The organism is Sphingomonas sp. BL-S-28 (assembly GCF_055521515.1).
Genome location: NZ_CM145483.1, coordinates 1,356,110 through 1,374,676 on the forward strand (window position 1 = coordinate 1,356,110; position 18,567 = coordinate 1,374,676).

At 64.8% G+C, this 18,567-nt stretch carries 17 protein-coding genes; 11 read left to right on the forward strand and 6 right to left on the reverse strand.

Going from position 1 to position 18,567, the window contains the following annotated elements:
• Positions 1-2: 2 nt before the first annotated feature.
• Together ACZ1JC_RS05725 and ACZ1JC_RS05730 are read left to right on the forward strand one after the other, a co-directional pair.
• A complete protein-coding gene (locus ACZ1JC_RS05725; RefSeq protein ID WP_465140285.1) occupies positions 3-608 on the forward strand; it encodes a hypothetical protein in 606 nt (201 codons plus the stop codon).
• Complete coding sequence (locus ACZ1JC_RS05730) at positions 605-2,014, forward strand: PepSY-associated TM helix domain-containing protein (protein ID WP_465138893.1); 1,410 nt, start codon at positions 605-607, stop codon at positions 2,012-2,014. The genes ACZ1JC_RS05725 and ACZ1JC_RS05730 overlap by 4 nt, the downstream gene beginning before the upstream one ends.
• Positions 2,015-2,241: 227 nt before the next feature.
• Here ACZ1JC_RS05730 and ACZ1JC_RS05735 read toward each other — a convergent pair whose 3' ends face one another.
• Both ACZ1JC_RS05735 and ACZ1JC_RS05740 read right to left on the reverse strand, forming a co-directional pair.
• Positions 2,242-4,035: a sensor domain-containing diguanylate cyclase gene (locus tag ACZ1JC_RS05735; RefSeq protein WP_465138892.1), complete on the reverse strand. Its 1,794-nt coding sequence runs from the start codon at positions 4,033-4,035 to the stop codon at positions 2,242-2,244.
• Between the two features lie 142 nt (positions 4,036-4,177).
• The gene (locus tag ACZ1JC_RS05740; protein ID WP_465138891.1) at positions 4,178-4,588 is read right to left on the reverse strand and encodes a low affinity iron permease family protein; all 411 of its coding nucleotides are present in this window, start codon (positions 4,586-4,588) and stop codon (positions 4,178-4,180) included.
• Positions 4,589-4,773: 185 nt separating this feature from the next.
• Between ACZ1JC_RS05740 and ACZ1JC_RS05745 the strand changes: the two genes are divergently transcribed.
• The 4 genes from ACZ1JC_RS05745 to ACZ1JC_RS05760 all read left to right on the forward strand — a co-directional run bounded on the left by ACZ1JC_RS05745 (position 4,774) and on the right by ACZ1JC_RS05760 (position 7,883).
• Positions 4,774-5,184 carry a DUF1622 domain-containing protein gene (locus ACZ1JC_RS05745; RefSeq protein WP_465138890.1) on the forward strand — a complete coding sequence of 137 codons (411 nt, stop codon included), beginning with the start codon at positions 4,774-4,776 and terminating at the stop codon, positions 5,182-5,184.
• Positions 5,185-5,225: 41 nt separating this feature from the next.
• Positions 5,226-5,621, forward strand: a complete 396-nt coding sequence (locus ACZ1JC_RS05750; RefSeq protein WP_465138889.1) for a YidH family protein — start codon at positions 5,226-5,228, stop codon at positions 5,619-5,621.
• Between the two features lie 140 nt (positions 5,622-5,761).
• A complete protein-coding gene (locus tag ACZ1JC_RS05755; RefSeq protein WP_465138888.1) occupies positions 5,762-6,619 on the forward strand; it encodes a bestrophin-like domain in 858 nt (285 codons plus the stop codon).
• A gap of 397 nt (positions 6,620-7,016) precedes the next feature.
• Positions 7,017-7,883: a YfaZ family protein gene (locus ACZ1JC_RS05760; protein WP_465138887.1), complete on the forward strand. Its 867-nt coding sequence runs from the start codon at positions 7,017-7,019 to the stop codon at positions 7,881-7,883.
• Positions 7,884-7,976: 93 nt separating this feature from the next.
• On the opposite strand, the gene ACZ1JC_RS05765 is transcribed toward ACZ1JC_RS05760, so the two are convergent.
• The 4 genes from ACZ1JC_RS05765 to ACZ1JC_RS05780 all read right to left on the reverse strand — a co-directional run bounded on the left by ACZ1JC_RS05765 (position 7,977) and on the right by ACZ1JC_RS05780 (position 11,420).
• Positions 7,977-8,834 (reverse strand): hypothetical protein, encoded by an 858-nt coding sequence (locus ACZ1JC_RS05765; RefSeq protein ID WP_465138886.1) that lies wholly within the window; start codon positions 8,832-8,834, stop codon positions 7,977-7,979.
• 106 nt (positions 8,835-8,940) lie between these two features.
• Positions 8,941-9,558 (reverse strand): hypothetical protein, encoded by a 618-nt coding sequence (locus ACZ1JC_RS05770; protein ID WP_465138885.1) that lies wholly within the window; start codon positions 9,556-9,558, stop codon positions 8,941-8,943.
• Positions 9,555-10,361, reverse strand: coding sequence for a DUF2092 domain-containing protein (locus ACZ1JC_RS05775; protein WP_465138884.1), 807 nt, complete (start codon positions 10,359-10,361; stop codon positions 9,555-9,557). The genes ACZ1JC_RS05770 and ACZ1JC_RS05775 overlap by 4 nt, the downstream gene beginning before the upstream one ends.
• A gap of 174 nt (positions 10,362-10,535) precedes the next feature.
• Positions 10,536-11,420: a hypothetical protein gene (locus ACZ1JC_RS05780; RefSeq protein ID WP_465138883.1), complete on the reverse strand. Its 885-nt coding sequence runs from the start codon at positions 11,418-11,420 to the stop codon at positions 10,536-10,538.
• A 358-nt stretch (positions 11,421-11,778) separates the two neighbouring features.
• On the opposite strand from ACZ1JC_RS05780, the gene ACZ1JC_RS05785 reads away from it, so the two are divergent.
• From ACZ1JC_RS05785 to ACZ1JC_RS05805, 5 genes are all read left to right on the forward strand, one after another.
• Positions 11,779-14,100: an arylsulfatase gene (locus tag ACZ1JC_RS05785; RefSeq protein ID WP_465138882.1), complete on the forward strand. Its 2,322-nt coding sequence runs from the start codon at positions 11,779-11,781 to the stop codon at positions 14,098-14,100.
• A gap of 334 nt (positions 14,101-14,434) precedes the next feature.
• Positions 14,435-15,085 (forward strand): response regulator, encoded by a 651-nt coding sequence (locus ACZ1JC_RS05790; RefSeq protein ID WP_465138881.1) that lies wholly within the window; start codon positions 14,435-14,437, stop codon positions 15,083-15,085.
• A 113-nt stretch (positions 15,086-15,198) separates the two neighbouring features.
• Complete coding sequence (locus tag ACZ1JC_RS05795) at positions 15,199-16,224, forward strand: SphA family protein (protein WP_465138880.1); 1,026 nt, start codon at positions 15,199-15,201, stop codon at positions 16,222-16,224.
• Positions 16,225-16,325: 101 nt separating this feature from the next.
• The gene (locus ACZ1JC_RS05800; RefSeq protein WP_465138879.1) at positions 16,326-17,552 is read left to right on the forward strand and encodes a BamA/TamA family outer membrane protein; all 1,227 of its coding nucleotides are present in this window, start codon (positions 16,326-16,328) and stop codon (positions 17,550-17,552) included.
• 117 nt (positions 17,553-17,669) lie between these two features.
• Positions 17,670-18,527, forward strand: a complete 858-nt coding sequence (locus ACZ1JC_RS05805; RefSeq protein ID WP_465138878.1) for a Na+-dependent transporter — start codon at positions 17,670-17,672, stop codon at positions 18,525-18,527.
• The last annotated feature ends 40 nt before the right edge of the window (positions 18,528-18,567 follow it).

Sequence of the window (18,567 nt, forward strand, 5' to 3'; positions counted from 1 at the left end):
TGATGGCGAGCCCTTTGGCGAGCCCTCTGGCCAATTGGCTGGCCGGCGCGCTGCTGCTGGGCGGCGGCGCGCTGGGCGCCTTCCTGCTGCGCCGGTCATGGCAGCAGCGCGCAGGCGCGGCGCCCGGCTATCTGGCGGGCGGCTGGGCCGTGCTGGTGGGCATGGCAGTGCTCTCCGCCTGGCTGATCGGGCCGGTAAAGGGCCTTGCCCTCGCGCTGGTGATGGAAGGGATCGGCGCGCTCGCCGTGATCTGGCAGGGCCGCGTGCGCCGCAACGGGGGCCGTCAGCGCGAAGTCGATGCCGCGCCGGAACCACTGGATGAGCCCGGCCGCGTCTGGCGCGGCGTGTTGCGCACGCTGCTGGCAGGCCCGCTGGGGATGACCGCCGCCATGGCGGTCGCGTTTTGCGTGACGGTCTACATGCCCGGCGATCCGCGCACGCGCATCGTCGTTGGCGGCTTGCTGATGCCAGTGCTCTGGGGGCTGGCGATGACATGGACACTGGCCGACCGCCGCCTGCTGCGCGCCACCGCCGTTCTGGTGGGCACCAGCGTGGTCGGCTTCGGCCTCGCCTTTCTGGGCGGCGCGGTCCTGGGAGGCGCAGCATGAACGAGACGGCATCCGCCAATACGCGCAAGAAACAGTGGCGCTGGCCGATCCCGCCGGAAACCGTGCGCGCGGTGCTCAGCAGCCATTCCGTGCTGGGGCTGGCCTTCGCGGCGGTGATCTACCTTGTCTGCCTGACCGGCACGATCGTCGTTTTCGCACCCGATCTGCAACGGCTTGAGGTTCCCGCCACGCCTGTCGCCCGGCACCTTTCCGATGCCGCCGCCGCGCGCGCCATCGCCGAAGGCGCGCGGCAGGTTCCGGCCGATGCCTCGCTCTACCTGACGATGCCCGGCGCCGCCAAGGAAGGCGCCACGCTGATTGCCTACAAGCCCGATTTCGAACGGACTTGGGCGATTGCCGAAGACGGCGGGCTGGCCCCGCTGGAAGCGGTCTGGACCGAATTTCTGATCGACCTGCACGTCCGCCTGCACCTGCCGCGCAGCTGGGGCGCCTTCATCGTCGGGCTGACCGGGGTGGCGCTGCTATCCTCGCTGGTTTCGGGCGTGCTTGCCCATCCGCGCGTGGTTCGCGATGCCTTTCACTTGCGGCTGGGCGGCTCGCGCCGACTTCAGGAGGCGGACCTGCACAACCGGCTGGGCGTCTGGGCCCTGCCCTTCCACTTCACGCTGGCACTGACCGGCGCCTTGCTGGGGTTGAGCACGCTGATCGTCGCGGTGCTGTCGCTGCTGCTCTACCGGGGAGACATGGACAAGGTCTATGCCCTGTTCCTCGATCCGCCGCCGCCGGTCGACGCCCGCGCGGTGCCGATGCCCGACATGGCCGCGCTGATCGCGCAGGCGCGCGCCCGCTCGCCCGGTGCGGAGCCGCAAAGCCTGGTGGTGGAACGCCCCGGCCGCGCCGACATGCGCATTTCGATCCACGCCGGCCGTCCAAAACTGCTGGTGCAGCAGGACGAACTGCAGTTCGACGCGCAGGGCAAGCCGATCCATGAGGAGCACCCGCAGGACATGGTGGTCGGCACCCGGATGCTGACCGGCATCGGCCAGTTGCACTTCGGCTGGTACGGCGGCCTCCCCGTGCGCATCGCCTATGGCCTGCTGGGCCTTGCGCTTTGCGTCGTGACGTCGAGCGGGGTGACGATCTGGCTCGCCCGCCGCCGCGACCGGGGCCGCCCGGCGCCGCAGTGGGAACGGATCTGGGCCGGCGTCTGCTGGGGCCAGCCGGTGGTGCTGACGCTGACGGCGGTGCTGGCCCTGCTGGCGCCGCATGTCGCGGAAACCGGGCCGATGGCGACGATCTGGCTGGCACTGACGGTCGCCGCGATCGCGGCGTCGGCCATGGCCCGCCACCTGTCCGGACAGCGCGTGGCCCGGCTATGGCGCTGGGCGCTGCTGGGATCGCTGGCCGCCACGGTCGTGATCTGCGCGGCGAAGCATCTGGCCTGAAATCTGGCCCGTTGCGCTTAGAGTCCGTTGAAAAATGCCCGCAGGGGCATTTTTGAGGCGGCACCGGCCCTCTCCCGTTCCGAAGAACACGAAAAGGTCCGGGGGACCTTTTCGCTGAGGGGGCCTACCACCCATCGGTAGTATCCTGCGGGTGGTAGGGTGGGGGAGCGGGCCGGTGCCGCAAAATTCGCTTTTCGCGAATTTTCAAACGGTCTTTTAGGCCCGCTTCACGCGGCCTGGCGCAGCCGGTTTCTCCCATCCTGCTTGGCGCGATAGAGCGCCCCGTCTGCGCGGGCGAGAAGCTGGTCCCGGTCCAGCCCCGGCCTGTGGCTGGCAAGGCCGATGCTGGCGGTGATGCGGTCGATCTCCAGCGGCGTCCAATCCTCGTTCTCGATCGCCCGGCGCAGGCGCTCCGCCATGGCGAGGGCCATGTCGGGGCCCACGCCCGACAGCACGATCACGAACTCTTCCCCGCCGATCCGCCCTACGAAATCGGTATTGCGGATCATCATCGCGCAAATCTGCCCGATCCGGCGGATCACCTGATCGCCGGCGGCATGGCCGAACCGGTCGTTCACCTGCTTGAACCGGTCGATGTCCAGCACCGCCAGCGCCAGATCCGTGCCCTGCGCCTCTGCCCGTTCCACTTCCGCTTCCAGCACCGAGAAGACCTTGCGGCGATTGGCGATGCCGGTCAGCGGATCGGTTTCCGCCAGGGCAATCGCCTCGTTCGCGCGGGCTTCGGCATTGGCGCGGGCGCTGCTCAGTTCCATCGCCGCCAGCACGCGCGCGGTCACATCCTGAAAGATGCCGAAGATCGCGACGGGGGTGCCGTCATCCAGCCATTCCACCTCGCTGCAGCTGTAGATGTAGCGGCATTCGCCATCCGCGCGGACGATCCGCGCCTCGAAACTCATTGGCTCCTTGCGCTCCAGGCAGTCGTTCAGCGAATTGCGCACCACCACGCGGTCATCGGGATGATAGAACTCGATGGCGGTTTCCACTTGCGGCGCGTCACCCGGGACAAGGCCGTGGATGCGGAAGATCTCGCTGGACCAGAACAGCCGCATCGACGGCAGTTCCAGCCGCCAGTGGCCGACCTTGGAAATGCTTTCGGACATTTCCAGCCAGCGCTTGCCGCGCTCCACTTCTGCAAAGCTGCGGTCGCGCGTGGCGATCAGCGCCGCCAGCGGCAAGGACGATGCCAGCATGACGAAAAGGTAGAACTGAAAGAACAGTACGGTGCCGGTGGGATCGGCCGGCCCAGAAGTGATGGCGCCGCTGTTGCGCCAGGCCGCGTAGGATCCGATCACCGCGATGATCAGCGTGCTGCACGTCGCCCCGGTGGGGCCGAGGAAATAGGTGGCCACCAGCACGCCTAGCAGCGGCAGGAACAGCAGCGGATAAGTCGTCTGCGAGAAGACTGCCGCCGCGATTCCCGCGATCAGTGCCAGCACGATGACCGTGCGCATCAGTTCGCGCAGGCTCATCCCCTTGTGCTCGCGCCGGGCGCTGGCCTGCATGAAGTTCATGATCAGCGGCACCACGATCATGATTCCCAGCGCCACCGTGAACAGCCAGGACAGGAACATCAGCGCGAAACCGCGGCCCGAAAGCAGGCAGGCGATCGTCGCGCTGACCGTGGCCGCCACCACCACCGCCAGGCAGAACCGGGCGATGGCGGTGATGGTGAAGAGGTTTTCGCCCCGCTGGCCCCCGCTCCGGCCCGGCTGCCCGATGCCGGCCATCAGGCGGTAGGCGACCAGCGCCTCCACCACATTGGCGCACGTGAAGGCCAGCGCGATCCGCAGGTCTCCGCCCCACAGCATATTGGCCACGAAGCTGGCCAGCGCGATCGCCAGCACCACGCCGATCCGCTCCGCCCCCGGCCGCGCCAGCAGCAGCCCGGCCACCGCGACGCCGCTGCAAGGCCAGATCGTCGCCAATCCGTCCGCACCCTGGGTCAGTTCCAGAGCGGCGCCCGCCAGACCGAAATAGAGAATGCCGACCACAACGGCCACGACAGCCGATCGACCTGTACCGTTGCTACCCACGCTGCGACGTTACCCGGATAGGGCAAGAATTTCGACTGCTATTCACCTCCATCCCAGCGATAATTGCCGGTCTGTAGCAATCATGTTGCGCAGACATGCGCCGCGTCGCTCAATATCGATCGAGCAACCGGCCGACACTTGCGTGCGCGGCGGAGTGACCATCTTCGTCTTGCCCGGTTTCCTTTTCCAGCGCGGCGCGCAGGCGGTCGATCTCCTCGGCGCTGCGGTGCTCGATGCCGATGAAGCTGTCCCGCGCGTTCTCCACCGCGCGCAGCAGTTCGTCCAGCTTGGCCTGAAACGCGGCGGCATCGCGGTTCTGGCTGTTCTGGATCAGGAACACCATCAGGAAAGTGACGATCGTCGTCCCGGTATTGATGACCAGCTGCCACGTGTCCGACCATTTGAAGACCGGACCGGAAACCGCCCAGACCACCACCACGGCCAGCGCGATGATGAACGTCTGCGCCTTGCCCGCCGCTCCGGCGACGAAATTGGCGAATTTCGTGAAAGTCTTGCGCATGGCATCTCACTCCCGTGCTGACACGTCGTGGGCGTGAAACGACCCGGACGGCAGCTCGTTCCGCCCTCCTCCGCAAGCGCATCAGGAAGCATCGTGTGCCAACCTCGGGGATTCACCCGATGGGCAAAACGCGCCCCAACAACCAGACCTCTACCTTGAGGATCGGCGCGGGAAGGACCCGGAACATGGAAGAAATTCTGCACGAATTTGCCGAGTACGTTGCGCTGGCCGTGAACCTGCTGGCCATACTGGCCATCGCGATGGGGTCGTTCCAAGGCGCCATAGGCCTCACTCGCCTGCTGCTGTTTCACGCCAGTGAGGATCAGTTGCGCCCGGTGTGGCTCTCGCTGGCGCGTTGGCTGGTGGCGGGCCTGTCTTTCCAGCTGGCTGCGGACATCGTGGAAACCACGATCGCGCCGACTTGGGACGATATCGGCAAGCTGGCGACCATCGCCGTGCTGCGTACCTTTCTCAACTATTTTCTGGATAAGGATCTCGACGGGCTTCGTGAGCGCGAGGAGCGCGAGAGGGAGGCAGCGCTGGCTGCCAAGGAGGCTGCCGTGCAGGCCAGTTCGCCGTCTGCTCCTCCGGTCTGATCCCAGAAAATCCGACCCGTGCCGCGCCAGGGAGTTCCCCGATGACCGCAAGCGACAATAGCTCCGCCCACACCCCCGAATTGCCCGCCGATCTTGGCGCCATACGCACCGTGCTGGCTGCCGACCGGACCTTGATGGCGTGGATCCGCACCTCGCTCTCGATGCTGAGTTTCGGTTTCACGATCTACAAGTTTCTGCAGGGCCTGGCGGACAACAACCAGATCGCGGCAACGAACAGCCCGCAGCATGTCGGCATGTTCCTGGCCGGAACCGGAACCGCAGCGATGGTTCTGGGCACGGTCAGTTACTGGGCCACTTTGCGCGATGTTGCCCGGGCCGGGAAATTCCGGCTTGGCCGATCGGTGCTTTATATTGCCCTGCTGATGTCCCTCGCCGGTGTCATGCTGTTCTGGGCCATCGCGACGCGGCTGGTCTAGGTAAGGCACGGCGATGCCGGACGAGCGGACATTCCCGCCGCGCACTCGGGGCTAGCCCCGATATCCATTCTTCCAAGGCGCGCGGAACATGCATTCCGCCGCGGACTGCCCGCCAAGGCCAACCTCAAGGAAACACGCCGATGATGGACCTGCCCAAACCGCTGTTCGGACTTCCCATTCTGCCGCTGGGCATCGTCCTGCTGCTGGTCGTGATCGGGCTGACCTGGCTGGGCGCGCATCTGGGGCGCCGGGTGGAAAAGCAGAAGGCCGCCAACAATGCCGACACGTCCAGCGACGACGATGTGAATGGCGCCATCGTGCCGGCGATCCTGGGCCTGCTGGCGCTGCTGCTGGGCTTCACTTTCGCGCTGGCGGTGGACCGGTTCGAGACGCGGCGCGGGCTGGTGCTGGAAGAGGCCAACGCCATCGGCACCGCCTATCTGCAGACCCAGGTGCTGCCCGCGCCCAACCGTGAGCGGCTGAGCCTGCTGCTGATCGACTACACCGACAACCGCATCAAGCTGGCTGCAACCCCCTCTCCTTCCGAAATGAAAACGGAACTGGCGAAGAACGATGCCCTGATCAACGACATCTGGGCCGCCTCGCTCGCCGGGTTCGACAGCATCAAGCACCTCGACATGTCGAGCACGTTCCTGTCGTCCATCAATTCGGTGATCGACATGGATACCTCGCGCAAGACCGGGCGCTCGGCGCATGTGCCGGATGAGGTGTTCTGGGTGCTGATCCTCTACGTGATGGTGGCGGCGGTGATCATCGGCTACATCATCCGCAACCGCGCCAGCTTCTATCTCGCCTGCGTGATGAACCTGCTGGTCGTCCTGTCACTGATGCTGATCATGGACATCGATCGCCCGACCGGCGGCGGCATCCGCGAATCCCAGTTCCCGATGCAACTGCTCAGCCAGTCGCTCCACGGCGAACCCCGCGCGAACTACGACCGCTGGCGCACACCGCAAGGCGTTGCCGGGACCGAGTGAGCGCGGCCCGCGTCGCCTCCGGGTCATCCCGCAGTTTCGCCATCGGGAAGCGGAGTAGGGGTTTCCCCGATGGAATCCATGGGAATGCCCTGATACGCGGGTAAGCCCCACCGGCTTATCCTTCGGTAATCCCATGACTTAGGTAGACTTCCCGGTGCGCAATCTGGCTCTGGAACAATGCGGTGAAACGGCGGATCCCGGTTCGGAGACCGCAAAAGCCGTGTTCCTTAAGATTGTGGGCGCGCGCCCGTCCATGGGCTGGCTGACAAGCGATGTGGCGGTTCGTTCCGTGCAGGGGCTGCGGCGTTCGCCACTCGCATATTGCAACGCGGCCTGCCGCCGCATCGGACAGACCGTATCAAACAGGAGGTGACCCATGGAATCGAGAGCTTCACGCGTGAATTCGATTTTCCGTCCCGGGCAGGAAGGCCTGGCGGAACGTCGGCGCCTGCCGGTTGCCGCGCGGGCCCTGCCGCTGATCCTGACCGCCGCGACGATCGTGGGCGGCACGGCCCATGCCCAGACGCTGGACAACAAGTACTGGATCAACGCCGCCGCCTATTTCCCGAAGATCGACACCAACGTGCGCGTCGCCACCAAGACGCAGACCGAAGTGGCAACGGACATCGACTTCGAAAAGGATCTGGGGCTGGACAACGACAAGATCCTGCCCTCCGTCTCGGCCGGCGCGCGTTTCGGCCGGGTGATCGTAGGTGCTGACTATTTCAAGCTGAACCGCACCGGCAACGTCAACCTGGGACGGGAAATCAATTTCGACGGCGAAACCTACCCGCTGAACGCGGCGGTCCGCAGCACGTTCGACAGCGACATCTATCGCCTCACGGTAGGATACGCGATCGTTCAGAAGCCGAACCTGGAACTGGGCGCGGCGATCGGCCTTCACGCCACCAAGTTCGACATGGGCATAGCGGCGCAGGGCGGCAATCAAGGCATCCAGATTTCATCCAAGCGCAGGGACGTGCTGGCACCGTTGCCAACGCTTGGCCTGTTCGGCACCTACAAGATCGCCCCGCGGGTCCAGTTGAATGCCCGCGCCGACTATCTTTCGCTGAAGATCGACCAGTACGACGGCCGGCTGCTCAATGCCCAGGCCGGCGTGAACTATTCGATCGTGAAGAACATCGCGCTGGGCGTGATCTACCGCTACGTCGACTATCGGCTGGGCGTGGACAAGGACCGCTGGGACGGCCGCGTCCGCTACAAGCTGCACGGCCCGGCGATCCTGGTGCAGGCTTCGTTCTGACGGCTAAGTTGGGAAATGCCCGGCAGGGCATTTCCCTAGAGCGGTTTCCGAGTCATCAGGTGATTCCACCTGATTAGAAAATGCTCTAATAAGTCAGACGCTTGCGGAAGGCTTGTCCTTCATCATCCGCATGAACGGCACCGAGATCACCAGCGAGATCAGCAGCGACAGCACGATCGCGGCCGGCGCCAACTGGGCATCCGGGAAATTCTGCAGCAGAATGGCCAGCGCGACGCCGGGGTGCCGGGTGGCGGATGCCAGCGCCAGCGTCACCTTGTCCCCCCGATCGCTGCCGGCCAGCAGATAACCGGAGGCCAACCCCGCGATGCTCATCGCCAGCAGCGCCACCAGCGTGCCCTGCCCGATCACATCGAACATCGCCGGCGCCAGCCTGACCAGCAGCACCAGCGCGACGGCGACCAGCAGCACAGTTCCGAGCTTGCTGATCACCCGGCTGGCGGCCTCTACGGAAGATCCCAGGAAGGCGGCGGCGCCGAACCCGGCCAGCAGCGGCAACAGGATCGTCATGCCCAGGGTGGTGACGACCTGCTTGGTGGAAATCCCGACGTCCAGCCCGAAGATGTCGCCCGCCAGAATCAGCCCCAGCGGCGTGACCACGATCGACAGCAGCGTCGTGCTCACCAGCAAGCCGGTCACATAGCAGGCCCGGCCGCCGGCGCGCATCATCTTGCCCGGCAGGATCGGCGGCAGCGGAGAGAGCGCGATCGCCACCATCGCCGCCTTCACCACCGGATTGAGATCGAACAGTTTTGCCATGGCGATGGCGATCAACGGCACCACCACGAATATCGACACGAAGGCCCGCAGGCCCAGTTGCCAGTGCGTGACGAAATAGAGCGCATCCGCCGCCTTCGCGCGCAGCGCCAGCCCCAGCACCATCAGCACGACGCTGAGCACCAGCAGCAGCTTCAAAATCATGGCAAGAGTCATCGCGCGTCTTCCCCGTTATTGCACCGGAAGTACCCCGTCACATTGCGCGGCAGCGCCGGACGCCGGGCGTTTGCCCGGAGCCCGGCGCCAGCCCGGTCAGACCATGTCAACGCGGCGGGTTGACGACCACATACTGGACCGAGGATCCGGCATATTGCGGCTGGTACCAGGTGCTGCCGCACTGCGAATAGCTGACGCCATTGACCACCACGGTGGAGCAGCTGGGCGGAATGCTCCGGACGATGGAGCCCACCACGACTGCCGTCGCGGTGACGGCGGCCGCCGTGGCCACCGGATGCCAGTGATCGTCCCAATCGTCGTCCCAGCCGCCATGGCCGTGATAGTCGTTGTGGACGTCCACGTTGACGTTGCGGTTCACGTCGCGGTTCACATTGCGATTGACGTTCCGGTTGGCGTTCGCGTTGTGGTTGATGTTGGTCTGCGCCCCGCCGCGCACAGCGGGCCGGCCGCCTGCCCCGCCTGGATGGGCCCCGCCGGCATGGGCACCACCGGCGCGGGCACCGCCGCCGCCAGCCGGTCGCCCTGCGGGTCGCGCACCGCCGCCGCCGCGATGGGGTGGCGCGCCATAGGCCACTTCGCCGCCCGATCCGCTGAGAGTTGCATCGGAGAACGGCGCCGCCACGGTCATGGGCAAGGATAGCCCATCCAATCCCAGCACCAGCCCGGCTACCAGCGCCACAGGCGCACTGACGATCGCGCTCATTGTGCATCTCCCTTACCGGCGGCGGTCTTGATGTCCGCCATAGTGATACGATGGGCGTCCGCCGGCGGATTGAACGCCAGATCGGCCGCGCTCGGCGGCGGCTGCGTGGTCCAGCGCAGCACTGCGGTATATTGCGGCATCGTCGGATCTTCCTTGCTGGTGATCACGATCTTGCAGGGCAGCGGCATCGCGCCGTCCTCCACCCACAATTGCCAGTCCACTTTCTCCTGCCGGAAGGCATAGTGCATGCATTTCCGGTCGCCGATGGTCTCGGGCCGAATCACCATGGCCTCCTTCACGCGCGACCGGAAGGTCTGGTCGGTCCCCCAGGTGAAAAGGTCGGCCAGCGGCAGCTCGATACCGAAATCGTTGCGCGCCTTGTCGATCGTCAGCCCGATCGAGGACGGCGCGGGGAAGCTGGCGTAATAGCCCAGCCGCGGCGCGAAGATCGTGAAGGTCTTCCCGTCATAGAACATCTCGCGCCGTTGCAGGTCGGAATCGGCCACGATCTTGAAGGCGGTCGGCCGCTGGGCCAGGATCTGCACGGTGCCGCCGAACTGGATCTTCTGCCCGGTCGTCAACACCTGCTCGGTCGTGACGTCGGCATCGATCCGGAAGGCGTTCAGCGTCAGCAGTGCCGCGCTCATCTTGTCCATCGCCTGCATCGCCGCCGGATCGATGGGATTGGAGGCGTCCGCCGTCGCGGGCGGCGTGGCGGATTGGGCATGGACGGCGGGAATGAGCGCAGGGGCGCATAGCGCCAGGCCCAATGCTGCCAGTCCGAATGAGGCGGAACGTCCCATAGAGTCACTCTCCTGAAGCAGCGGGCCGGTGCCGGCGCGTGGGTTCTACCGGGCGGGCGCGGACGGCCCCCCGGTGTCCTTGCATGTATCGACTGTTCCGATTGCCGGACCCATCCGGAATACTTCCGAGATCGGGCGGGATTGATCCTCTATCCGCCGCTTTCGTTGCCCCGATCATTCGGGGAACAGCAGCGTCATCACGAAGCGAAAGCCCCATTCGGGGCCGAACTGGGGCCTTTCCGCATAATAGCGCCCGCCCACGCCCAGGCTGACCGGCTGCTTGCCGAACTTCACCACGTGGCTGACCGAAAGGTTGATCGGCACCGTCCACTGCTTCGCCTTCCAGTCGTAGCTGGTCTCGGTATTGAGCGCGAAGCTGGTGGAATCGGGCAGCGTCTTGGTGATGAAGGGCTGCAGGAAGGTCTGGCTGACATCGGGATAGGAAGACTTGCCCGCGAACGACCAGATGTGGTTCGCCAGAATGCCCACGGTGATGCCCTTCTTCTGGCGCAGCAGCACCGCCGTCGGCCCGGCGCCGAACTTCTGCGCACTGAATTCGGAGGCGCCGGTGGGCCACAGTATCGCCGGGCCCACGCCCCAGACGATCCCGTTCTTTGCTGTCTTGGGCGAGAAGAAGAAGCTTTGCAGCACATCGCCGAAACCGGTGGCGCCGCCCTCGCCCGGCTGCGTCTCGCCCTGGCTGATGATCGGCACGATGGTGCGGGCGATCACGTTCCAGTCCTTCGACAGGCCGAAGGGGATTACCGGCTGGATGTTCAGGGTGTAGCGATCCCCGTCTCGCGGGCCGTAGCAGCAGTCATAGTTCGACTGGAACGGCACCGAGATCAGGCTGGAAACCGGATTGGCCAGCTTGTCCGCCAGCGCCTGCCCTTCGGACGCGCCGCCCTCCCCGGCCCCGCCGGAATCGCTCAAAGTGGGTTCGGCGGAGGGATTCGCCGCCGGTTCCGCCTCCTGCGCCCGCAGCGGAGCGACCGATACTGTCAGAGCCAGCAGGGCTGCCGCCGGCAGCAGTCTCCGACAGGTGTGAAGTCCCCTCATCTTGTCCTCCTGCGCTCATCGGCGCTTCGGCCGAGATCCTGCGAGACTCGCCTGCCCTCCTCGGCCTTGGCCATGGGCAATTTCCTTGTGTTCGCCTGGGGGTTTTCCCGATGACGGAGCGGGTGGGCGGCTGCGCGTTCCATTCGCGGGACGGTCCGACTGCACATCGGGGAATCTCGGCAGCTTCCTCGGGAGAAGTCCCGATGGCCTCGCCCGGCGATCCGGTTACTTCCTAGAGCCGTGGCGCGTCGCCGAGCCGCCGGATGTCCTTGAACACGGCGCGTCACACATTTCCCGGCGGCATTTGCGCGCTGCGGCCGCCGCAGCCGACGATTATCGACACCGAAGGAGACTGGCAGTGGCCCAGAAGGAATTCAAAGGCGTCATCAAGCTCGATATTCGCGATTCGAAAGCGGACTGGGAGCCGTTCCTGCCGCCCAAGGCCCCCGAAGGCGCCCCGAACGTGCTGATCGTCCTCTATGACGATACCGGCCAGGCGGCATGGCAGCCCTATGGCGGCGGCATCCAGATGCCCACGCTGCAGAAGCTGGCCGACAACGGGCTGATCTACACCCAGTGGCACACCACCGCGTTGTGCTCGCCCACGCGCTCCTGTTTCCTGACCGGCCGCAACCATCACCTGAACGGCATGTCCTGCATTACCGAGGCATCGAACGGCTTTCCGGGCTGGAGCGGCCGCGTGCCCGAAAACTGCATGACCATCGGCCAGATGCTGCAGGACAACGGCTACAGCACGTTCTGGCTGGGCAAGGACCACAACGTGCCCGAACAGGATATCTGTTCCGGCGGGCCGAAGAGCGAATGGCCGCTGCAGAAGGGCTTCGACCGATACTACGGCTTCCTCGGCGGAGAGACCAACAACTGGTATCCCGACCTGGCCGAGGACAACAAGTTCATCGACCAGCCCTATCTTCCCGAGGACGGCTATCACCTGTCCAAGGACCTCGTCGATCAGGCCATGCAGATGATCCGCGACCAGAAGGCCAGCAACCCGTCGAAGCCCTGGTTCACCTGGCTCTGCCCCGGCGCCAACCACGCCCCGCACCACGCGCCGAAGGAATATGCGGACAAGTACAAGGGCAAGTTCGACGACGGCTACGACGCCTATCGCAAGTGGATCGTGCCGCGGATGATCGAGAAGGGCCTGCTGCCCGCCGGCACCAAGCTGGAAGACTTCAACCCGGTTCGCGAGGATCAGGCCAACCCGGCCGACTATGTCCGCCCGTGGGAGGAACTGAGCGCCGAGGAGAAGAGGCTCTTTTCGCGCATGGCCGAAGTCTATGCCGGCATGTCCGAATATACCGACGTGCAGGTCGGCCGGCTGATCGACTATCTGGAACAGAGCGGCCAGCTGGACAACACCATCATCCTCTACTGCGCGGACAATGGCGCATCGGGCGAAGGCGGCCCGAACGGTTCGGTCAACGAAAACAAGTTCTTCAACAACTATCCCGACTCGATCGAGGAAAACCTCAAGTATCTCGACGTGCTGGGCGGGCCGGAAACCTACAACCACTATCCCACCGGCTGGGCGGCGGCGTTCTCCGCGCCGTACAAGATGTTCAAGCGCTATTCGGAATATGCCGGCGGCACCGCTTGCCCGATGGTCATCCACTGGCCCAAGGGCATCAAGGCCAAGGGCGAAGTGCGCAACCAGTACCACCACGCAGTGGATCTGGTGCCCACCCTGCTCGAATGCATCGGCCTCGAAATGCCCGATACCTATCGCGGCGTGAAGCAGCATCCGCTGTCCGGCGTGTCGATGAAGTACAGCTTCGAAGCGGACGGCAAGACGCAGAAGAAGCGCCAGTACTACGCCATGCTCGGCACCCGCGGCATCTGGGAAGACGGCTGGAAGGCCGCCGCCATCCACGCGCCGCTCACCAGCAAGGGCCATTTCGACCAGGATGACTGGGAACTCTACCATGTCGATGAGGATCGCTCGGAATCGATCGACCTTGCCAAGGAGCATCCCGAAAAGCTGGAAGCGCTGATCAAGGCGTGGTTCGAGGAAGCGGACGCCAACAACGTCCTCCCGCTCGACGATCGCAGCGCCGCCGAAGTGCTGGGCACCGAACGCCCCTCCACCGAAGCGCCGCGCGAACGCTACATCTACTATCCGGGTACTTCGCCGGTTCCGGAAGGCGTGGCCGTCAACGTGCGCGGGCGTTCGTACAAGATCATCGCCGATGTCGAGATTACCGACAGCACCGAAGGCGTGATCTTCGCCCATGGCTCACGCTTCGGCGGGCACTCGCTGTTCATCAAGGACGGCAAGCTGCATTACGTCTACAACTTCCTCGGCATCAAGCCGGAACAGAAGTTCTCTTCGGACAAGCTGGCCCCCGGCACCTATTCGCTGGGCATGGAGTTCATCCGTGAAAAGGCCGGTGAGTACGGAGAGTCGCTCGGCAAGACCACGCTCTACGTCAACGAGCAGGCCGTCGATTCCGGCGACATGAAGACCCAGCTGGGCAAGTTCACGCTTTCCGGCGACGGTCTCTGCATCGGGCGCGACAGCGGCGATGCCGTCAGCGAGGAATATGCCTCGCCCGGCGAGTTCAAGAACGGAACCATCCGCGGTGTGGGCGTGTCCGTCGAAAAGGAACAGTACCTCGACCTCGAAAAGCTGGCCGCTGCCGCAATGGCGGTTGACTGAGCCCCCTTGCCGCAGGCGAGGCGGTGGGCAGCAGGATGGGCGGGTGCTTCGGCACCTGCCCATTTCGCATTTGGCCCATTTCGCATTTGGCCTATCCTGTTTTTCCGGATCGTAGCCTTCACGCCCTTTACGCATGACAATCGTTGTCACTAATATGCATTATTACAAAGGGATAGCCTTTCTTTCTGGCCTTCATGGACGGTTCACACATATGCTCCCCGATCCTAGGGAAAACCCTGATTGAACGTCTCGGTAGTGCGACGATGATGAGGGTCCGCGCTCATGACCTTGAGAACGGACCGCCTGAACACGAAACAGGGGAAAGGGGGTTCTCATGCATCAGCCCACAAGCAGGATACTCATCGCCGACGATCATCAGGCGATGCGTCAGGGCGTAAGGACCCTGCTCGAATCCGATCCCGTCTTCCAGATCATTGCGGAAGCCGGCGACGGGCGGGAAGCGCTGAACCTTGCGATGGAAACCAAGCCGGACATCGCCATTCTCGACTATTCGCTGCCGCTGATGAACGGGCTGGAACTCACCCGCTCGATCAAGCACGCGCTGCCGCGTACCGAGATCCTGATCTATACGATGCACGACCGCGAAAGCATCCTGATCGACGTGCTGCGCGCCGGCGCGCGGGGCTATGTGCTGAAATCCGACAGCGGCACGCATCTGGTCACCGCGGTCAAGGCGCTGGCCAAGCGCAAACCCTATTTCTCCGGCGCGATCTCCGAAACGCTGCTGGAACACTTCATCGAAAGCGATCACGGCCCGGACAAGGCCATCACCCTCACCGCGCGCGAGCGGGAGATCGTGCAGCTGATTGCCGAGGGCAAGCTGAACAAGCAGATCGCGCATATCCTGGAAATCAGCGTGAAAACGGTGGAAACGCACCGCGCCGCCGCCATGCACAAGCTGAAGATCCGCACCACCGCCGAACTCGTGCTCTACGCGGTGCGCAACAATATCGTCGAACCATAAAGGGTTCCGCTCCGCCACCCCGGTAAGCGCGTAGCCGAAACCGGGGGTAAACCCCGATTCAGACGGCGCTGCCGGTCCTGCACAATCGGGGGGAAACAGGGCAGGAGCGGGCCATGGCCGTCTTGAATTCTCAGTATCGCCGCAAGACTGCGTATCTCATCTCTATCGCCGGGGCCGCCGGCCTGTTCGCCGCCGCCACGCCGGCGCTGGCGACCGAGGGCGGCGCCAGCATCTACCTGCTGGGTTCGGGCGGGCCCGCGGCGGCGGTGCAGCCGCCGGTCGAAGGCGTCTACATCGACAGTACCTATTATTACTACGATGGCGGCGTCGATGCCGACAAGAGCCTGGTGGTGGGCGGTAAGGTCGCGGCCGGGCTCGATTCGGTGATCGTCGCGCAGTTCGTCACGCTGCTATGGGTGCCTTCGACCAATTTCCTGGGCGGCACCGTGGCGCTGGGCGGCACGATGCCGGTGGCGGCCCCCATGGTCAAAGCCGATCTGACGGTAACCGGGCCGCTGGGCAACAGCATCACCCGCTCGGTCCGCGATAGCACGCTGACGGTGGGCGATCCGCTCGCCACCGCGTCGCTGGGCTGGGCCTGGGACAAGTTTCACCTGACCGCCAGCAGCTTCGTCAACATTCCCGTCGGCCATTACCGCGAGGATCAGCTGGCAAACATCTCCTTCCACCGCTGGGCGGGCGACGCCTCGCTGGCGGCGAGCTGGCACGATACCCAATCGGGCTGGGACCTTTCCGCCAAGGCGGGGGTGACGTTCAACGGCACCAACACCTACACCGACTATAACAGCGGCAACGAGTTCCACCTGGAAGGCGCGGTGGAGAAGACTTTCTCGCCCAAGTTCTCGGCCGGGATCCAGGGCTACTGGTTCAAGCAGATCAGCGCCGATACCGGTTCCGGCGCCAAGCTGGGGCCGTTCGAGGGCGAGGTGGCGGCACTGGGCGGAACCGTGGCCTACAACACCGTGCTGGGCCGCAGCCCGACGACGTTCCGCCTGCGCGTGCTGCAGGAATTCGACGCCAAGCGCCGTCAGGAAGGCACCGTCGCCATGTTCAGCGTAACCGTGCCGTTGAAGATGAACCTGCCCCCGCAAGCCGCGCAGGCGGCGGCCACCGAGTAGAACGATGGCTGAGTAGAGCGATGGCTGAGTAGCGCGATGGCCGGGTAGAACGATGGCTGAGTAGCCTGGCACGGAAGGGCACAGCGAAGGGAGAAGCGGACATGCCCTCAATCGTCCCCGGCAAGCGGCCCTCCCGCCGGCTACGCGCTGCCTCGCTGATCGCTTCTCTGGCCCTTTCCGTGTCTTTCCCCGCCCTCGCCCAGCAGCAGATGCAAGTGCAGCAGGTGGCGACCGATGCCGTCACCGCCGGCACGGCGCTGGGCAACGACAAGGCCGCCCGGAAGGATGAGGCCGCAGCGCCTGATGCTAATCCCGCCGAAACGAAGAAGATGAAGCCCGACCTGCTGGTCGTCCCCATCCCCATGTCGAACCCGACATTGGGCGCCGGCCTGATGCTGGCCGGCGTGATGTTCTACAACCCCAACGGATCGGAGCAGCCCTGGGTCACCGGCGGTGGCGGCTTCTACACCAGCAACAAGAGCTGGGGCGGCGGCCTGGTGCACAGCATGGCGCTGGACCATGATCGCTTCAAAGTCCTGCTGTTCGGCGGCTATGCCAACGTCAACGTGAACTTCTACGGCATCGGCCCCAATGCCGGCGCGCGCGGCGTTTCGGTGGACATGCAGGACAAGGGCACGCTGGTGATGGCGCAAGGCCAGTACCGGCTGGCCAAGAATCTCTACATCGGCCCCCGCTTTCAGCTGATGAAGATCAATTCGCGGATCGAACGCGAAAATCCGCTGTTTCCCGATCTGAACCTGCCGAAAGGCGTGCTGGACAGCCAGATTTCCGGCCTTGGCCCCGCCATCGATTTCGACAGCCGCGACAATCAGTTCGCCCCGCGCAAGGGGGTGAACGTCACGGTGGTCGGCCTGTTCAATACCGACTGGCTGGGCAGCGACTTCACTTACAACAAGTGGCAGGCCGCCGCGAATGTGTTCTTTCCGGTGACGTCCGGCGGCACGCTGGCGCTGCATGGGGGGATGTGCGCGGTATCGAAGGGCGGGCCGTTCTACGACTTGTGCATGTACGGCCAGAACAGCGATCTGCGCGGGTACGAGATGGGCCGCTATCGCGACGGCGCCTCATGGGCGACGCAAGCCGAATGGCGCCAGCATCTGGGCGGGAAATTCGGGGCGGTGTTCTTCGCGGGCGTGGGCGGAATTGCCGACAGTCTCGGCGATGTCGGCAATACCAAGATCTTGCCGAGCGCCGGCATGGGTCTGCGGTTCCGCGCTTCGCAGCAGACGGGCACCAACTTGCGGCTGGACTTCGCAATGGGGAAGGATTCGCACGCCGTCTACTTCGGCATTGGCGAGGCGTTCTGAGAGACACTGGCAAGGGTCACTGGTTGCAATCCGCCTGCCGCCTCCGGGGTTTCCCCGATGAAAATTGCCGCGCGAAACGGCGATCATGACCTGCATTCCCAAGGGGAGGATTGACCGATGGAAATCGCCCGGCATCTGATTCCGCTGCTGCTTACCGGCAGTATCGCCCTGCTGGTCATGTCCGCGGGCATCGCCTCTTCGCGGGGAGACTTCGCCTATGTGCTCACCCGGCCCGCCTTGCTGGGGCGGGCGATGTTGGCGATTGTCGTCATTCCAGTCATCGCCGCGGTCATCGTGATCGCGCTGTGCCCGATCTCCTACGCGGCCAAGGCGGCGATTTTCCTGATGGCCATTTCTCCCGTGCCGCCGCTGGTGCCGGGCAAGGCCCTGAAGTTCGGCGGCCATGCGGGCTATGTCTACGGCCTGCAGGCAGCCGGCGCGCTGCTGGCGCTGGTGTTCGTGCCGGTGCTGGGCGCCTGGGGGGCGCGGTTCTACGACGTGCAGGCACAGTTCCCGATGGCGGTGGTGGCGCACAATCTGCTGATCGGGCTGACGATTCCGCTGGCCATCGGGCTACTGCTGGGCCGCGCCGTGCTGCACACCGTTTCCCCCGCCCTGCCGCGCACTTTGACGATGATTGCGAACGTCATGCTGGTACTGGCCTTCGTGCCAGTGCTGATCGCGGTGTTCCCGGCCATGATGAAACTGGTGGGAGACGGCACGGTGCTTGCCATGGGCGCCGTGGTCGTGGTCGCGCTGATCGGCGGGCATCTGCTGGGCGGGCCGGAGCTTGCCAACCGTTCGACATTGGCCTTCGCCGCATCCATGCGCCATCCCGGCATCGCCTTGGCGCTGGCCGGCGCCAACCACGCCAACAAGGCGATCTCCGCCGCCGTTCTGCTGTTCCTGCTGAACGGCGTGCTGGTACAGATCCCCTATCAGATCTGGATCAAGCGGAAGACGGCGCGTGCTTGAGGATGTTTGAAAAATGCCCACCGGGCATTTTCAGCACGGC

What these genes read in the sequence shown, in the direction of transcription:
- ACZ1JC_RS05795 (WP_465138880.1), top strand. Translation starts at nt 15,199, where the DNA reads ATGGCCGTCTTGAATTCTCAGTATCGCCGCAAGACTGCGTATCTCATC.
- ACZ1JC_RS05800 (WP_465138879.1), top strand. Translation starts at nt 16,326, where the DNA reads ATGCCCTCAATCGTCCCCGGCAAGCGGCCCTCCCGCCGGCTACGCGCT.
- ACZ1JC_RS05750 (WP_465138889.1), top strand. Translation starts at nt 5,226, where the DNA reads ATGACCGCAAGCGACAATAGCTCCGCCCACACCCCCGAATTGCCCGCC.
- ACZ1JC_RS05725 (WP_465140285.1), top strand. Translation starts at nt 3, where the DNA reads ATGGCGAGCCCTTTGGCGAGCCCTCTGGCCAATTGGCTGGCCGGCGCG.
- ACZ1JC_RS05745 (WP_465138890.1), top strand. Translation starts at nt 4,774, where the DNA reads ATGGAAGAAATTCTGCACGAATTTGCCGAGTACGTTGCGCTGGCCGTG.
- ACZ1JC_RS05740 (WP_465138891.1), bottom strand. Translation starts at nt 4,588, where the DNA reads ATGCGCAAGACTTTCACGAAATTCGCCAATTTCGTCGCCGGAGCGGCG.
- ACZ1JC_RS05755 (WP_465138888.1), top strand. Translation starts at nt 5,762, where the DNA reads ATGATGGACCTGCCCAAACCGCTGTTCGGACTTCCCATTCTGCCGCTG.
- ACZ1JC_RS05780 (WP_465138883.1), bottom strand. Translation starts at nt 11,420, where the DNA reads ATGAGGGGACTTCACACCTGTCGGAGACTGCTGCCGGCGGCAGCCCTG.
- ACZ1JC_RS05790 (WP_465138881.1), top strand. Translation starts at nt 14,435, where the DNA reads ATGCATCAGCCCACAAGCAGGATACTCATCGCCGACGATCATCAGGCG.
- ACZ1JC_RS05805 (WP_465138878.1), top strand. Translation starts at nt 17,670, where the DNA reads ATGGAAATCGCCCGGCATCTGATTCCGCTGCTGCTTACCGGCAGTATC.
- ACZ1JC_RS05765 (WP_465138886.1), bottom strand. Translation starts at nt 8,834, where the DNA reads ATGACTCTTGCCATGATTTTGAAGCTGCTGCTGGTGCTCAGCGTCGTG.
- ACZ1JC_RS05730 (WP_465138893.1), top strand. Translation starts at nt 605, where the DNA reads ATGAACGAGACGGCATCCGCCAATACGCGCAAGAAACAGTGGCGCTGG.
- ACZ1JC_RS05770 (WP_465138885.1), bottom strand. Translation starts at nt 9,558, where the DNA reads ATGAGCGCGATCGTCAGTGCGCCTGTGGCGCTGGTAGCCGGGCTGGTG.
- ACZ1JC_RS05775 (WP_465138884.1), bottom strand. Translation starts at nt 10,361, where the DNA reads ATGGGACGTTCCGCCTCATTCGGACTGGCAGCATTGGGCCTGGCGCTA.